12 protein-coding genes and 1 pseudogene are annotated in these 14,241 nt (G+C 44.2%); 1 reads left to right on the top strand and 12 read right to left on the bottom strand.

The window, feature by feature from the left end:
• Positions 1 to 318, top strand: a pseudogene (locus AB4Z17_RS25580) (thiamine diphosphokinase); the annotation flags it as partial.
• 72 nt (positions 319 to 390) lie between these two features.
• On the opposite strand, the gene AB4Z17_RS25575 reads toward AB4Z17_RS25580, so the two are convergent.
• From AB4Z17_RS25575 to AB4Z17_RS25520, 12 genes are all read right to left on the bottom strand, one after another.
• Positions 391 to 2,364, bottom strand: coding sequence for an endonuclease MutS2 (locus AB4Z17_RS25575; protein WP_441962900.1), 1,974 nt, complete (start codon positions 2,362 to 2,364; stop codon positions 391 to 393).
• 445 nt (positions 2,365 to 2,809) lie between these two features.
• Entirely contained in the window at positions 2,810 to 3,586 is a 777-nt protein-coding gene (locus tag AB4Z17_RS25570) for an MBL fold metallo-hydrolase (RefSeq protein ID WP_441962898.1), read from the bottom strand.
• Entirely contained in the window at positions 3,583 to 4,257 is a 675-nt protein-coding gene (locus AB4Z17_RS25565; protein WP_441962896.1) for a GNAT family N-acetyltransferase, read from the bottom strand. The genes AB4Z17_RS25570 and AB4Z17_RS25565 overlap by 4 nt, the downstream gene beginning before the upstream one ends.
• 14 nt (positions 4,258 to 4,271) lie before the next feature.
• Entirely contained in the window at positions 4,272 to 4,931 is a 660-nt protein-coding gene (locus AB4Z17_RS25560; RefSeq protein ID WP_441962894.1) for a GNAT family N-acetyltransferase, read from the bottom strand.
• 37 nt (positions 4,932 to 4,968) lie between these two features.
• Positions 4,969 to 5,829, bottom strand: a complete 861-nt coding sequence (locus tag AB4Z17_RS25555) for a carbon-nitrogen hydrolase family protein (protein WP_441962893.1) — start codon at positions 5,827 to 5,829, stop codon at positions 4,969 to 4,971.
• Positions 5,830 to 5,853: 24 nt separating this feature from the next.
• Positions 5,854 to 7,212 (bottom strand): HAMP domain-containing sensor histidine kinase, encoded by a 1,359-nt coding sequence (locus AB4Z17_RS25550; RefSeq protein ID WP_441962891.1) that lies wholly within the window; start codon positions 7,210 to 7,212, stop codon positions 5,854 to 5,856.
• Positions 7,209 to 7,907 carry a response regulator transcription factor gene (locus AB4Z17_RS25545; RefSeq protein WP_441962889.1) on the bottom strand — a complete coding sequence of 233 codons (699 nt, stop codon included), beginning with the start codon at positions 7,905 to 7,907 and terminating at the stop codon, positions 7,209 to 7,211. Before AB4Z17_RS25545 ends, AB4Z17_RS25550 begins: the two co-directional genes overlap by 4 nt.
• A gap of 203 nt (positions 7,908 to 8,110) precedes the next feature.
• On the bottom strand, positions 8,111 to 9,661 hold the full coding sequence (locus tag AB4Z17_RS25540) for an ABC-F family ATP-binding cassette domain-containing protein (RefSeq protein WP_339202673.1): 1,551 nt from the start codon (positions 9,659 to 9,661) through the stop codon (positions 8,111 to 8,113).
• Positions 9,662 to 9,747: 86 nt separating this feature from the next.
• A complete protein-coding gene (locus AB4Z17_RS25535) occupies positions 9,748 to 11,367 on the bottom strand; it encodes a serine/threonine protein kinase (RefSeq protein WP_441962888.1) in 1,620 nt (539 codons plus the stop codon).
• Between the two features lie 147 nt (positions 11,368 to 11,514).
• Positions 11,515 to 12,546 carry a glycoside hydrolase family 88/105 protein gene (locus AB4Z17_RS25530; RefSeq protein WP_441962902.1) on the bottom strand — a complete coding sequence of 344 codons (1,032 nt, stop codon included), beginning with the start codon at positions 12,544 to 12,546 and terminating at the stop codon, positions 11,515 to 11,517.
• Between the two features lie 35 nt (positions 12,547 to 12,581).
• On the bottom strand, positions 12,582 to 13,418 hold the full coding sequence (locus tag AB4Z17_RS25525) for a carbohydrate ABC transporter permease (RefSeq protein ID WP_441882452.1): 837 nt from the start codon (positions 13,416 to 13,418) through the stop codon (positions 12,582 to 12,584).
• Positions 13,419 to 13,420: 2 nt separating this feature from the next.
• Positions 13,421 to 14,241 (bottom strand): carbohydrate ABC transporter permease (locus tag AB4Z17_RS25520; protein ID WP_441962886.1); only part of this gene is annotated, 821 nt, incomplete at its 5' end.

The raw sequence follows: 14,241 nt of genomic DNA, 5'->3' as shown, positions 1-14,241 counted from the left end.
GATCATTCCCTAGCTAATGTCCACCTGCTCGCGCTTTCTTCCCAGCAACAGGTGAAAATGACGATCATCGATGACCATAATAAAATTTCTTTGATTAGCGATCAATTAAACATCGAGCAGCAAGGATATCCGAACGTTTCTTTGCTTCCGCTGTCGTTAAAAGTAGAAGGAATTACGCTTGATGGTTTTCAATATCCGCTGACTGACGCCGAGCTAACGATTGGTCAGTCTCTCGGGATTAGCAATGTCCTTGTATCCTCTACTGGAACCATCTCCATAAGAAAAGGCTTATTGTTGGTCATCCAAAGTCGTGACTAACGATTTCAACAAAAGACCCAACCGAGGCAATTAATCCTCCTGTCGGGTCTTTTATTTTTCGAGTTTAACCCTTTAGAGAATCTCATCCTCTTTTGTAACAATTTCCAAGCCTTCTACATGCTTGCGATTCATCAGCTTGCGGGCTTTTCTATTCTCCTTTGATTCAAACACAATATCGAGATCATACTCCTCATTTTGACCCGGGTAAAGCTTCGTTTTGGCGATATACAGCTTCAAGCGTTTATGATTGAACGTAAGCTTTTGCCCTTGAATTTGGACAATCACATTTCCTCGTTCATCTGCAGGCCGATATACTACACCCATTTTATTTAGAGGATAGATCCATACTGCATCACCTTTCTCAAAAGGTTTTTTTGCTTCTTTCGGGCTCTGTGCTTTCGTTTCATCAGCCTTTTTTAAATTTCTGTTAATAAAATCTGCTGCTGCTGAAGATGACGTTTTCTGAACTTCCTTTTCATTTCTTGATTGCTCACTTGTGCGTGTTTCATGAGATGGATTTTCTTTCCGCACGAGCAATTGTTCTGCACGCTTCATCACCTCTTCCGGCAGACCAAAGCGCCTTGCTATCGCGAATGCGTGACTCTCGCCTGCTTCCCCCATCTCTAAGCGATAAAGCGGCTTTAACGTTTCCGCATCGAATGCCATTTTCCCATTTTGACATCCAGGGGTACGTGCAGCAAAAGCTTTAATTTCATTAAAATGAGTCGTTGCCCCTGCTAATGCTCCTTTTTTCAAAAGTTGTTCTAATAGTGCGATAGAGAGCGCTATTCCTTCTGATGGATCGGTACCCGCTGCCAATTCATCAAGCAGAAGCAGTGCTCTAGGCCCAGCCACTTGAAGCATATCCTTAAGAACAGTGATATGAGATGAAAATGTACTCAGTGATTGCTCCAAACTTTGTCCATCTCCAACATCGGCAATAACGTGCTGGAATACGCCGATTTCACTCCCCTGCTCAGCTGGAACCAGCAGGCCTGATTGGATCATCAGTACGAATAATCCAATGGTTTTTAAAGTTACCGTTTTCCCACCTGTATTCGGTCCAGTAATAATTAACTGCTTCCATTTGTATCCGAGCTCCACATGCAGCGGTACGCTATGTTGTCCTAGCAATGGATGGCGTGCACCGACGAGTCTAACGACTGGCTGATCGGATAACTCGATTTTTTTACCGTTATACGACCTAGAGAGCTTCGCTCTTGCCGTAATAAAGTCAAATGAAGCCATAGCTTCTACGTTGCGAAACAGCTCAAAGGAGAACGATTCGGTATATTCAGACAATCGGGATAATATAACGGTACGCTCCCTCTCCTCATCCGCCTTCCACTGCTGCAGCTCAATTTGAAGCTCTGATGCGTCTAATGGCTCAACGAATAAGGTCTGACCACTTGCGGATTCATCCCATACTGTCCCTGGCACCTGCTTGCGATGCTCGCGCTTTACTGCAATGACTAACCGATCATGGCGCTTGCTGATGACCGGCTCTTGCAGAGATGTGCGATACTTATAAAGCGCATTTTCCATTTTTTTCTGGATCTTGTCCTCCGCTGCATAGATATGCCTGCGGATGTAGGCAAGATCAGGACTAGCTTGATCGGTCAGCTGGCCGTAACGAATACAACGTTTTAGTTCGTCCCTAAGTACGGGGCAATCGTACATAGACTCCGCATAAGCAGAAATCGTTGGCGCAATCTCACGTTTGCTGAACATGTACTTTTTCATTTGCAGAACAGAGCTTAACCATACCGATAGCTGTTCTAGTTCCTGCTCATTATAAATTCTACCTTTGCCGAGCAGCGACAGAAACGAATCAATGCCGTCCATTGCGGACAATGGAATGCTTGCCCCGCTTCCGAGAAGTTCAGCAGCCTCGTACGTTTCTTGCAGCCACGCTTCAACTTGCCGCTGCTTCGTGCTTGGTTCAAGCCTTTCAGCCAACAATCGTCCTGCGGGTGATATCGTGTGGCTTACTACGCCTGCTTTTACCTTATCAAATTCTAATCTTCGCCAAGATGCTTCATTCATCTGTATGGCCTCCTCTATTTTGAGTAAAAAAAAAGACAGAAACAGAACGCGGGCGCGTTCCATTCCTGTCTTTGATCGACAAATGCTCCAATACCATTTCCACCGCTAACAAAATCGTTAAGATGAAAATGGATATAAAAAAACCGCGCTGCGAGAGCACGGTGATTGGGCCGCTGTCGAATTGCTTCAGGCGGAAATCCTCATGTCCAGAACTCTTGGCGTCAGATCACGAAATAGAGCCTTGCATCTCAGTGAATTCACACTGGGAATCGTCGCAAGACCAACGTTCATCTGACTCTATCCAATTTATGAGTTATGGACACCAGCAAACATTAAAATTTCCCCTTTAAGAATCATGTTAAAAGATAATCCAAAATAGGATTCTTAATAAATGTACATAAAAGACAAGCAGCTTGTCAAGCGAGACTTAATCTACTGTTTATGGCTATAAAGAAATGGACATGCCCGTTCGTGCAAAATGAAGGTGATCGGGAAGCTTATAATCTCTCCGAAGATCTATATCATGCGACATATGTGTGAGAAAGGTTTGTTTGGGCTTCCACTTCTGGATAAGCTCGATAGCTTCAACAACATCATAGACAGAACGAGTTTCATAAGCAAAAGGCTCTTCGTAAAAGCTTGTTCCTAGGATAAGCAAATCAAGATCAGCCAAATGTTGCTGCTGCTCATCCGTCAGGCCGATGGAATCAGAGCAATATGCCCATTTGCAGTTTGTTTCTGAATGTTCAAAGCGAAATGCATAAGCATAGCCGTTTTTCCCGTGATTGACTCGCCAGCTATACGCTCGCCATTTGCCGAGCATAATAGGAGCGTCAAATGAATGGAACTCAATCTGCCGATTTAGCCAAGGAAAACGATCTAATATTTCTTTAATGACTTCAGTGGGCGCATAAGCTTGACCTCTTTTTTTCGTCCAGCGACAAGCGTCTGCCCACTCCACCAATCCTCCGATATGGTCAAAATGAGCATGTGTAATGAGCAGTGTGTCGATCCCACGCAGTGAGGCCATCTCTAATTGTTTTGCGAAGTCCGACCCACAGTCAATCCACACCGTTCCAGCTTCCTGATCCTCCATCTGCAGCGACGATCTATAACGGCGGTTTTCCTGCGTGTCCCTGGCTTCTTCACACACTTCGCATTCACAATAAATGCGAGGCACACTCATGGAATCTCCAGTTCCCCTAAAAACCAGCTTCGTCATAGCGGCAGCAGCTCAAACGACTCCGATGCACGGATTTGTTCCATCATTTGGATCCATTGTTCCGGCTTGTTTGGTAACGCGGCATAATAGCCTTCTAAGAATGAGGCGATAAGAGCTGCATCAATCGTTGTTTGTTCTTCATTTTTCGGAAGGAAACATAAGTCCAGTTCAGCAACAGCTTGGCCTTCATGGTCCCAAGAAGGATGCACATAAGAAAAAGCGATTCGCTTATAGCCGATATGTGACAGTACTTCGCGACGCACAAACGGATTCATAGGTGAAACTCCGCCAAATGCATGCTCACCTGCGCGATAAGGGTCGTATACCTCAGCAAACATGCCAAGCGAGACAGTACCGGACTGATCAGCTAGCTTCTGCAAATCTTGTTCTCGATTGCGGAGTAGAAAACGACCGATGCCAAGTGACGGTTTTCCGATAATCGTAAAATCAGTCATAGCAACGCGCAGCTCTGGATAATAACGATATTCAGTTGAACCTACAACTTCCCCCTCATGCAATGCAACATATACATGAATGGTTGGGTCTTCAAGCGGCTCGCGCCAAAGTTCATAAGCAAGAACTTCCTCAGGCGGAAAAATCGTTTGAAGAAGTTTATGTAATGGTTCAAAATATTTGTCCTCAATGCTTACGATTCGATGATAGGTTAGCATATATGTACATCTCCTTATTTAAATGGATTTCGCCACTCCATGATTGCAGCGCAGTTACCCGATTGCTCATCATCCAAGTAGTCATGAGCAACCCCAATCGGCATCCGTCCGCATCTAAGCAAAAAAGTAATGACAGGGTCTTTGTATTCTCCAGTTAGCACTTTTTCCAAATAAGCTTCTGGCGTCATCTCCTGGATTAGCGCTCCATAACCGGGCATGCGACCGCCCCCCAGCAATCTCGTAAGTCCCAGCTGAACAACCGTTTCATACATCGATTGCATGAGCCATTTGCCAATACCTGATTTTCGGAACTCCGGTATGACACAAAGGTCTATTACATACAGAGTATCCCCGTTTATATTATGATTGCGAATATACCCACTGTCAGAAATCGTTTCCCAATTATGTGCATGGCCATAATCATTCATATCGATAGTTACTCCGGTCATGGAGCCAATAATCATTCCATCAACCTCTGCGCATAAGGCACCTTCAGGGAAACGGTTCACATGTTCAGTTAATTGTTCTTTGTTCCACCAAAGCTCCTGTGGGTAAGGCGGGGGAAAGCTTAGCCGCTGAACTTCAATCAATCCATCAAAATCATCTGGTTTATAATTGCGAATGACTGCTTTTTGCGGTTTTCCATCGATGAACAAGAACAGCTCCTTACGCATCACTGCCTCCCCCTTTCTTCGCTATACAAGATAAAAATCAAGTCCAATCGGTATACAAATCGGTGCGACGATCACGCCACGTCGTAACAGAACCCTTCAGCCTGACTTCCTCAAGCAAAGATAAGTCAAGGTCAGCCACGACGAGCATATCATCATTGATGATGCCTTCGCTTAATATACCGGCTGGCGGGAACGGAATATCGTTCGGAGCAATAATAGCAGCTTGACCAAAATTCGCACGCATCAAATCAACTTTTCGAAGAGAGCCTACTGTACCCGTAGTTACAATGTATACCTGATTCTCAACTGCTCTAGCATGGCAGCAATATCTTACGCGATAAAACCCATGACGATCATCCGTGCACGATGGACAGAAAATGACATCTGCACCTTTAGCGCGGGCCATTCGAACGATTTCGGGAAATTCAATATCGTAGCAAGTCAGCATCGCGATGGTACCATATGCGGTCTCGAATACCTCAAGACCTTCACCTGCCGACATATTCCAGCCTTCTACTTCTGGTGGCGTAATGTGGATTTTATGCTGAACGTCAATTTTCCCATCGGGATGAAAGAGATGCGCAGCATTGCGCAAGCTTCCATCCGCTTGTTTAATCACGTGAGTGCCTCCAACAATGTAAACCTCATATTCAGCAGCTAGTGAGCGAAAGAGAGCAAGATAATCCTCCGTGAATTCAGGAAGCCGATCAATAGGAAGCGCTACGCCCTGCTCATCTCCAATCGACATCAATTGGGTTGTCAGAAACTCAGGAAACAAAATAAATTGTGCCCCGTATTCCGAGGCATTGCGTACATAATGTGTTACTTGCTCTGCGAATTGCTCAAACGAGTTAATATCAGCTAGCTTATACTGAACGGCTGCCGTACGAAACTTCATTCGTTAAATCCTCCAATCGTATCGTTATTGTTTGCGCTGTTTAAATTGCAAAGTAATCGTCGTGCCCAAATCCGGCAGACTAAACACATCTACCTTTCCTTCATGCAAATCAATGATTCGTTTGGCAATGGACAAGCCGAGACCTACTCCGCCTGTTGTCCGGCTTCTGGCTCCATCCACACGGTAGAAGCGTTCGAATAGATGCGGAATTTCGTTTTCTGGAATGCCCATTCCTTTATCCTTAACCTCGATTTTCACGATATGTCTAACGAGTGTAATCGTAATATCGATCGGGTCCTTCGAGTATTTAATCGCGTTATCGAGCAAAATGACGAGCAGCTGCCTGATTTTGTCCTTGTCTCCAACCATACGAACAGCCTTGGACATCGCTTTCACTCGTATCGGTCTGCCGAACGTCGTTTGCAGCATCGTTGCTAGCTCATCAACCACTTGAACAACATCAAACAGCTCCTGCTTCAGCCAATCCTCCTGCTCTGCCTCAGCGAGCATAAGCATGGATTTTGTTAAGTTTTGCAGACGATTAGCTTCTTTATCGATTGCTTCAATCGCTTCATTTCGCAAGCTCTCATCATCACGTCCCCAACGCTTCAACATACCAGCATAGCTGCTGATAACAGTTAGAGGGGTTTTGAGCTCATGAGAAGCATCTGCTACGAATTGCTTCTGCTTAGCAAATGTGCGGTCAAGTCGTTCAATCATCTGATTAAATGCACGAACGAGCTGCAGAAGCTCAGCAGATTCCTCGCGGTTGCTAAGCTCAATTTGTCTAAGCTTCCCGCTTCGGTCAATTTCTCGCATCGTATTAACCATTTGCTGAATCGGCGCCGTTAGTCTTGAAGTGAACCAATACGTTCCGAATATGGCAAACAAAATGGCACCGCCGCTCGTGACGCTTAACGCTGCGACCAGCACCTGCAAATAATTGTCCAATTCATCTAGTATTCGATTAATTTCAAGCATTGCAATGACACGATTGCCGTCATATAGCGGAACTCGCATGAACAAAATTCGTTCTCCGCCCTTTGTGATCATCCCGGTATGGTGATGCACCTCAAAGGTCGCTGGCAGCTGCTGCAGCAGCTCATCCGTTMCTGTTATATTTACAACTCTGTTATTAGGCGCAATGATGCGGATCATTTCGTTTACGTTGTAATACTCATTGAGCAGCTCCGGATAGTTTAATCCTCGGCCGCTCTGAATTCGGGGATTCTCAAGCATGAGATTCACCTTATTCGCAATGACCTCTTCTTCACTTTCAGTCGTTATTTTGATCACATAGAAATACACAAAAATATTAAATAGAATCAAAATAAATATAAGCCAAAAAATGGTGAAAAGCGTAAACCGTTTGCGGAGTGTCATGCATCGGGCTCCTTTATCATATAACCTACTCCTCGAACCGTATGAATAAGCTTATGACGATAACCCTTGTCCAACTTCTGACGCAAATAACGGATATAAACATCTACTAAATTTGTTTCGCCGATAAAATCATATCCCCAAACTTCGGATAAAATATCTTCACGCGATTTCTCATCATTTTTGTTTTCCACAAGGTATACAAGCAGCTCGAACTCACGCGGCGTTAGCTCGATCAAAATATCTTTGCGATAAACCTTACGCGTGCGCAGCTCTATCGTTAAGTCGCCAACCTTGATCATGTCGGATCCTTCCGCTTCTTTCGGATACTGCTGGAATATGCGCAAAATGTTGCGAACCCGCGCCAGCAGCTCCTCCATTGCGAACGGCTTTGTAATATAATCATTTGCTCCATGCTCGAATCCGCTTACTTTATCCGGTACGGTGTCGCGTGCAGTCAACAATATAATAGGTACAGGATTTCCTGCTTGTCGCAGTAATCGCAGCACTTCAATTCCGCTCATCTCAGGCAACATGACATCGAGCAATACAAGCTCCCATTCACCTGTCGAAGCCATTTCATATCCGGTTCTGCCATCAGCGGCAGTTCCTACGGTATACCCCTCATGCTCAAGCTCAAGTTGTAAAATTCGGGAAATACCCGCTTCATCTTCGACGACTAGAATAMGTTCTTTCATTCTAGAGGTTCACCTGCTTCCAGTTGTAAATAATATTAATGCCGTTAATCAACCATATCTTCTTCTAAAAATACGGTTAAATTTATCATAATGAAGACCTATCACAAATGCAAGCAAGCCGATCTACAAGAAGAGTAGACCGGCAATTGCCACGGAGGGTGTTTATCTTCACAAAGATAAAGGATATTAAGCTAAAACCACTCCTAGTTTTGCATCGACCAGGCTTCCACATCCCATGTTTTGGTAGCCATATCCTCGTAAAATTCCGGTTCATGAGATACTAGCACGACAGTTCCTTTATATGCCTTAAGAGCACGCTTCAATTCCGCTTTAGCCACAACGTCCAAATGGTTCGTCGGCTCATCGAACAGAATCCAGTTGCTCTCGCGCATCATAAGCTTGCATAAACGAACCTTCGCTTGCTCGCCGCCGCTGAGCTGGTTAAGCGAACGTGTAATATGTTCATTTTTCAAGCCACAGCGTGCAAGCGCACCCCGAACCTCTGATTGGGTCATGAAGGAGAACTCATCCCATACATCCTCAAGCGGCGTCATGGTCGGAGCTTTTGCTTCTTGCTCAAAGTAAGCAGGATTTAAATAATCGCCCAAATAGGTTTTGCCGTCAAGCGCTGGAATTACGCCTAAAATGGTTTTGAGTAGTGTAGATTTACCAACGCCGTTGCATCCTACGATAGCAATCTTATCGCCACGTTCAATGACCATGTCCATTTTTGGCAGCAGAGGTTTATTGTAGCCGATGACCATGCCTTCTGCTTCAAATACAGTCTTGCCGCTCGTTCTCGATTCTTTAAAGTTAAACGTTGGTTTTGCCGCTTCTTCCGGTTTATCAATACGATCAATACGATCAAGCTGCTTCTCGCGGCTCTTAGCACGTCCTGATGTTGAAGCGCGTGCTTTGTTTTTTTGAATAAAATCCTCTTGCTTCTTAATAAAATCCTTTTGTTTCTCGTATGCGTCGATGTGCTGCGCCTTGTTCAGGTCAGCCATTTCAAGAAATTTATCATAATTGGCCGAATAGCGTGTCAGCTTCGTAAATTCAAGATGGTAAATCACGTTAACCACTTGGTTCATAAAGCTCGTTTCATGTGAAATAAGAACAAACGCATGCGGGTAGTTTTTCAAATAGTTAGTTAGCCAATTGATATGCTCTTCATCCAAATAGTTCGTAGGCTCATCGAGCAGTAGAACACCTGGTTTTTCAAGAAGCAGCTTCGCTAGCAGTACCTTTGTCCGCTGACCGCCGCTAAGTGCAGTAACATCACGATCAAGTCCAATCGCATTCAGACCTAGCCCGTTTGCCATCTCATCTACTTTTACATCAATTAAATAGAAATCGCCGATCTCCAGCTCTTCCTGAATCTCACCCATACGTGTAAGCAGCTCATCTAATTTATCTGAATCTGCATCGCCCATTTGAGCTGCAATGTTGTTTAGCTCTTCTTCCAATAGCAGCAAAGGTAAAAAAGCATCCTTCAGTACATCACGGATCGTTTTACCTGCTTCAAGCTTCGTATGCTGATCCAAGTAGCCGTAACGAACACGCGGTGTCCATTCGACCTTTCCTTCATCCTTCAACAGTTTGCCTGTTAAAATATTCATCAGTGTTGACTTGCCTGTACCATTCGCACCGACTAGGCCAACATGCTCTCCATCCAACAAACGGAAGGCTACATTTTTAAAAAGCACACGGTCTCCGAACGTATGTGATAATTGCTCAACTGTTAACAAACTCATTTGTCTTTATCTCCATTCATATATGAACCATAGTTATAGCTTGTGAAATGTGTCGTTTTGCCCGTATCATTGTACCACAAAAATGATCATTTTGTGTTCATTTCCTTATAAAGGAGCTGTAAAATGGGCGAAAGCGCATGATTTAATCGTTTATTTAAGCGCGATTCATCCGTTGCCCAAAGCCCTTTCCATTGCAAAGAAAGCAGCGTCTCTTCAGGAAGTCGCGGCACGATGGCTAACGGCTTGTCAGGAAATAAGGAAAGCCACTCATTCCGACCATGGTAGTTTAGATCCTTGTTGGCGATAAAAAATAATTTCCCTCCTGTGGCTTTCATTTTCTGCTTCAAGTCCATTAGCAGCTTAAATTCGCTCGCTTGCCACTTAATCACAGCAGGATCACCAATTACAAATACGAAATGCGACTGCTTCAGCATGGATAAAGCACTAGACTCCTTCCATCTGCCAGAGAAATCAAATAGCTGATACATAGTTGGTGAAGTCCGAAGCATTTGTGCAAAAGCCAGAGCATCATATTTAGCATCAACGGAGCTTAGTTCAGATTGAAATGAAAACCAATTTACTGCTAAATCATTATGTTTATAGTGGATATAACGTTTATCCTGTGTTAGCTGACCAGACTGTTCATAATTACTGATGTTTTTATGCACAGATAACCATGCATGCCATTCAGGCTTAGAATCGTCGTATTCGACTGCTGCTATAGAAGCGCCTTGCCTTCCAAGCAGGACAGCAAGTGCATGCGTCAAAAAGGTAGACCCTGCGCCTGAGGATAGAGATAATAAGCTGATCAGCTTCTGATTTAAACGTGTATGGGGTTTGCTTCTTTGTTGATTCCAGAACACCTTATTGTCGCTATCAGGCTCTACAAAAACCTCTAGCGCTTTCTCCGCTTCATCAATAGTTGCATATCGATATTGGGGATCGGGTTGAAGCAAACGTTTTAGCACAAGCTTAAAGGCTTTCGGAACGTCTGGCTGCAAAGATGCAAATAAAGCAGACTCCGCTGCCCAGCCCGCTTTCTGATGATAAATACTTCCCTCACTAGCCATAAAATACAGCAGCGCACCGAGTCCGTAAATATCCGTGCGCTCATCGCTTTGCCCTGCTCCTGCTTGCTCCGGCGCTGCGAAGCCATACGTTCCAAGCTGAACGGTATCTTTATCCTTGCCGTTAATATATTGGCGTGAAATACCAAAATCAATTAGTTTCACTTTTCCTTTTTTGTCAATCATCACGTTTGAGGGCTTCAAATCACGATGAATAATTGGAGGCGTATGTTCATGCAAGTAACGAATCGCAGAGCATAGCTGTATTCCGATATCAATTATGTTTGTAAAGGTTAGCTGTGCTCCGTTTGAACGAAATAAATCTGCAATCGTGCAGCCTTCAATATATTCCATGACCAGTGCTTCGAATTGCAGCTCATTCGGAGGGAAGTAGTCGACCATTAATGGAAGCTGCGGATGCTCCAGCCTCATCATCATTTGTGCTTCTTCCGCATATTTCAGGCCCCCTGGCAGCGGTGCGATGACTTTCATTGCTCTTCGTTTATTTGCGAGCTTTAAATCATCAGCGGCGTACACGACTCCCATGCCGCCTCGCCCAAGAATGCCGACAATTCGGTATCGCTCTCCCACCACAGATCCCATAGCATAAGGCGAAAATATCATTTCCGAACCCTCCATATCGATCCCTCCAGCATAAAATGCGAACAAAAAAAGGCATCCCGACGCCGTTTGTAAGTTACAAACCGCATCAGGATGCCTTCCTGATTTCCTATCTATTAGTGCTACTTTAACATAGTTAATAAACTTGAAACAAGAAGCATTTTATTAAAATACACGTTTCTTGGAATTCAACAGCTCCGCCAAAAACGCAAGCACAAGTCCTTGCCCCCAGCCTTGCACCCGTTTGTGAGCCACTTCCCGATAGCCCTGCAAATCATTCATAACTRCTGTGCCGGCTGATACATTCAGCACTGCGCCGTCCTCTGTAATTTGGCTCAAAACACCTTCGATTGAACGCTGAATGTATTTGTTGTATAAGGAACCAAATGCGAATAATCCAGTCGCAATTCCTGCTGAACCCGATGTTTCATGATAGGAGCTATCATCGTTTAGAACCGTGTGCCATAGCCCATTTTCGGATTGCATACGCACTAATGTACTAAGCTGATCACGCATTGAGCCTTCAATAATCATAAATGAAGGATGCTGAACGGCGATATGCGGCAATGCCTTTGCCATTGTTAAAGCAGCCCAAGAGTTTCCGCGTGCCCAGAAGATCGAGGACATATGATTTTGTGCGATATTGTCCCAGCCATGATAGTAAAGGTTTGAAACGGGATCTTGTAAAAAATGCTCATGACCGTGATACTGCTTCAGGCCATCTTCCAAATAGTCGTTTCGTCCGAGCAAATGTCCCATACGCACGAGGAAATAACCCGCCATCATCATCGTATCCACCCACGCTTGCTCAGGAAAATTATATGTTTCTGAATTGACCGTGTGCTGGAAAATGCCATCTGCGAATCGAACCGCATCATTTTTTAAGTATTCGGCCATTTGAATGGCGACATCTAAATATTTTTGTTCGTCAGTTGCTTTGTACAGCGAGATTAGAGCATGACCAATGGATACTCCGTTGACTGATAGCTTCGGCAAGCCGTCTTCCAGCTTCTCATCAATCCAATCCTGCAAAAGCTGAATATAACGTTCATTGCCTGTTGCCTCGTACGCTTCAGCAACCCCATAGAAAGCAACACCGCCTGGCCAATCCCAGCTAAAATCCATTCTGAATGTGCGATCTACAACACGATCTATAACGTCCTTAATATGATTTTCGTCAAATTGAAGCTGTGGCATTTCCATCTTCCTCTCCCCTATTTCATTTTGAATGTCTATTTCAAACCGCTGGTGCTGATTCCTTCAACAATATACTTCTGGAATGCGAAGAAAATGGCGAGCACCGGAATGAGGCTGACGATTGACATCGCGAACATTGCGCCCCAGTTGGAGACGGTATCGCTGTCCAGAAACATTTTCAGACCCATCGACACAGGATACAAACTTGGACGATTCAAGTATAAAACCGGTCCGAGCAAGTCTTCCCAGCGCCAGTAAAACGAGAAAATTGAAGCGGTAGCCAGAGCTGGAACGACGAGCGGCAAAATAATTCGGAAAAACAAGCGGAACTTCCCGCAGCCATCGATCGTTGCCGCTTCGTCAAGCTCATTCGGTATGGTCCGGATGAACTGAATGAGTAAAAAGATAAAAAACGGAATGCCGAAATATTGCGGGATAACAATAGGTTTAATTGAATTTAACCAATGAAGCTTCGCAAACAAAATATATTGCGGAACGAGTACAACATCATGAGGAAGCATGAGCGTAACCATCATGATTCCAAACCAAAACGTTTTCCCCACAAAATTAAGTCTTGCAAATCCAAAAGCGATAAATGCAGATGATAATACAGCTCCGATGGTAGAAATAACAACGATTTCTAGAGAATTCATTATAAAATTGCCGAATGACTGACCTGCTATGCCTACCCAGCCTATTTTATAATTTTCCCAAATCCAAGGCTGTGGTATAAGGGAATCAGCCGTTGCGAAGATGAGATTGCTTTGCTTAAATGAACTCATTAACAGCCATAACACCGGGTAAACCATGACTAACGCGAGCGCTGCGACAAATACGTGGTAGATCGGCCACTTCAGCTTTTTGAATGTCATGTTTAATGGCCACCTTTCGACTCGTAATGAACCCATTTTTTAGAGGTATAGAACAAAATCCCTGTTAGAATAGCGATAATAATGAGCATTACCCACGCCATTGCTGAAGCAAATCCCATATCGAAATAAACGAAAGCTTGACGGAACAAGTAAAGGGAATAAAGAAGTGTGCCGTCTAACGGACCGCCCTCGCCTTTTGAAATAATGTAAGCTGGAACGAAGGTCATAAATGCTCCGATCGTTTGCATGATCGTATTAAACAAAATGATCGGGCTGAGCATTGGCAAAGTAATTTTGAAGAAGCGAACGACTGGCCCCGCTCCATCCACATTGGAAGCCTCGTACAATTCTGGCGGTATATTTTTGAGACCTGCTAGAAAAATAAGCATCGACGATCCAAATTGCCAAACGGACAATGTAATGAGCATCCACAGCGCAGCTGCAGGTTCAGCAAACCATCTCACGCTATCTAAACCGAGTGCATTCAGAAAAATGTTTATAACCCCTTCGTCGCCATAAAGGTTGCGCCACATAATCGACACGGCAACGCTGCCGCCAATAATCGAAGGAAGATAATAAACGGTCCGATATAACCCGATTGCTTTCGAGGCTGTATTCAATATCATTGCAATAAATAAAGCAAAGGCCAATCTAAGCGGTACACCGATAAAAACATATAAAAAAGTAACTTTTAGAGATGCCCAAAACTTCGAGTCATCAAAAAACATCGTCTGGTAATTCTCTAATCCGATAAAGGATGGTGTCGATAAGAGATCATAATCGGTAACCGAGAAATATAACGATGCGACAGCGGGTACTAAGG

It is taken from the genome of Paenibacillus sp. TAF43_2, from assembly GCF_052113545.1.
Classification (GTDB): Bacteria; Bacillota; Bacilli; order Paenibacillales; family Paenibacillaceae; genus Pristimantibacillus.
Note: the sequence above shows the minus strand (reverse complement) of the source record. Positions and strands in the feature narration are given on the sequence as shown.

What these genes read in the sequence shown, in the direction of transcription:
- AB4Z17_RS25525 (WP_441882452.1), bottom strand. Translation starts at nt 13,418, where the DNA reads ATGACATTCAAAAAGCTGAAGTGGCCGATCTACCACGTATTTGTCGCA.
- AB4Z17_RS25575 (WP_441962900.1), bottom strand. Translation starts at nt 2,364, where the DNA reads ATGAATGAAGCATCTTGGCGAAGATTAGAATTTGATAAGGTAAAAGCA.
- AB4Z17_RS25535 (WP_441962888.1), bottom strand. Translation starts at nt 11,367, where the DNA reads ATGGAGGGTTCGGAAATGATATTTTCGCCTTATGCTATGGGATCTGTG.
- AB4Z17_RS25555 (WP_441962893.1), bottom strand. Translation starts at nt 5,829, where the DNA reads ATGAAGTTTCGTACGGCAGCCGTTCAGTATAAGCTAGCTGATATTAAC.
- AB4Z17_RS25570 (WP_441962898.1), bottom strand. Translation starts at nt 3,586, where the DNA reads ATGACGAAGCTGGTTTTTAGGGGAACTGGAGATTCCATGAGTGTGCCT.
- AB4Z17_RS25540 (WP_339202673.1), bottom strand. Translation starts at nt 9,661, where the DNA reads ATGAGTTTGTTAACAGTTGAGCAATTATCACATACGTTCGGAGACCGT.
- AB4Z17_RS25560 (WP_441962894.1), bottom strand. Translation starts at nt 4,931, where the DNA reads ATGCGTAAGGAGCTGTTCTTGTTCATCGATGGAAAACCGCAAAAAGCA.
- AB4Z17_RS25565 (WP_441962896.1), bottom strand. Translation starts at nt 4,257, where the DNA reads ATGCTAACCTATCATCGAATCGTAAGCATTGAGGACAAATATTTTGAA.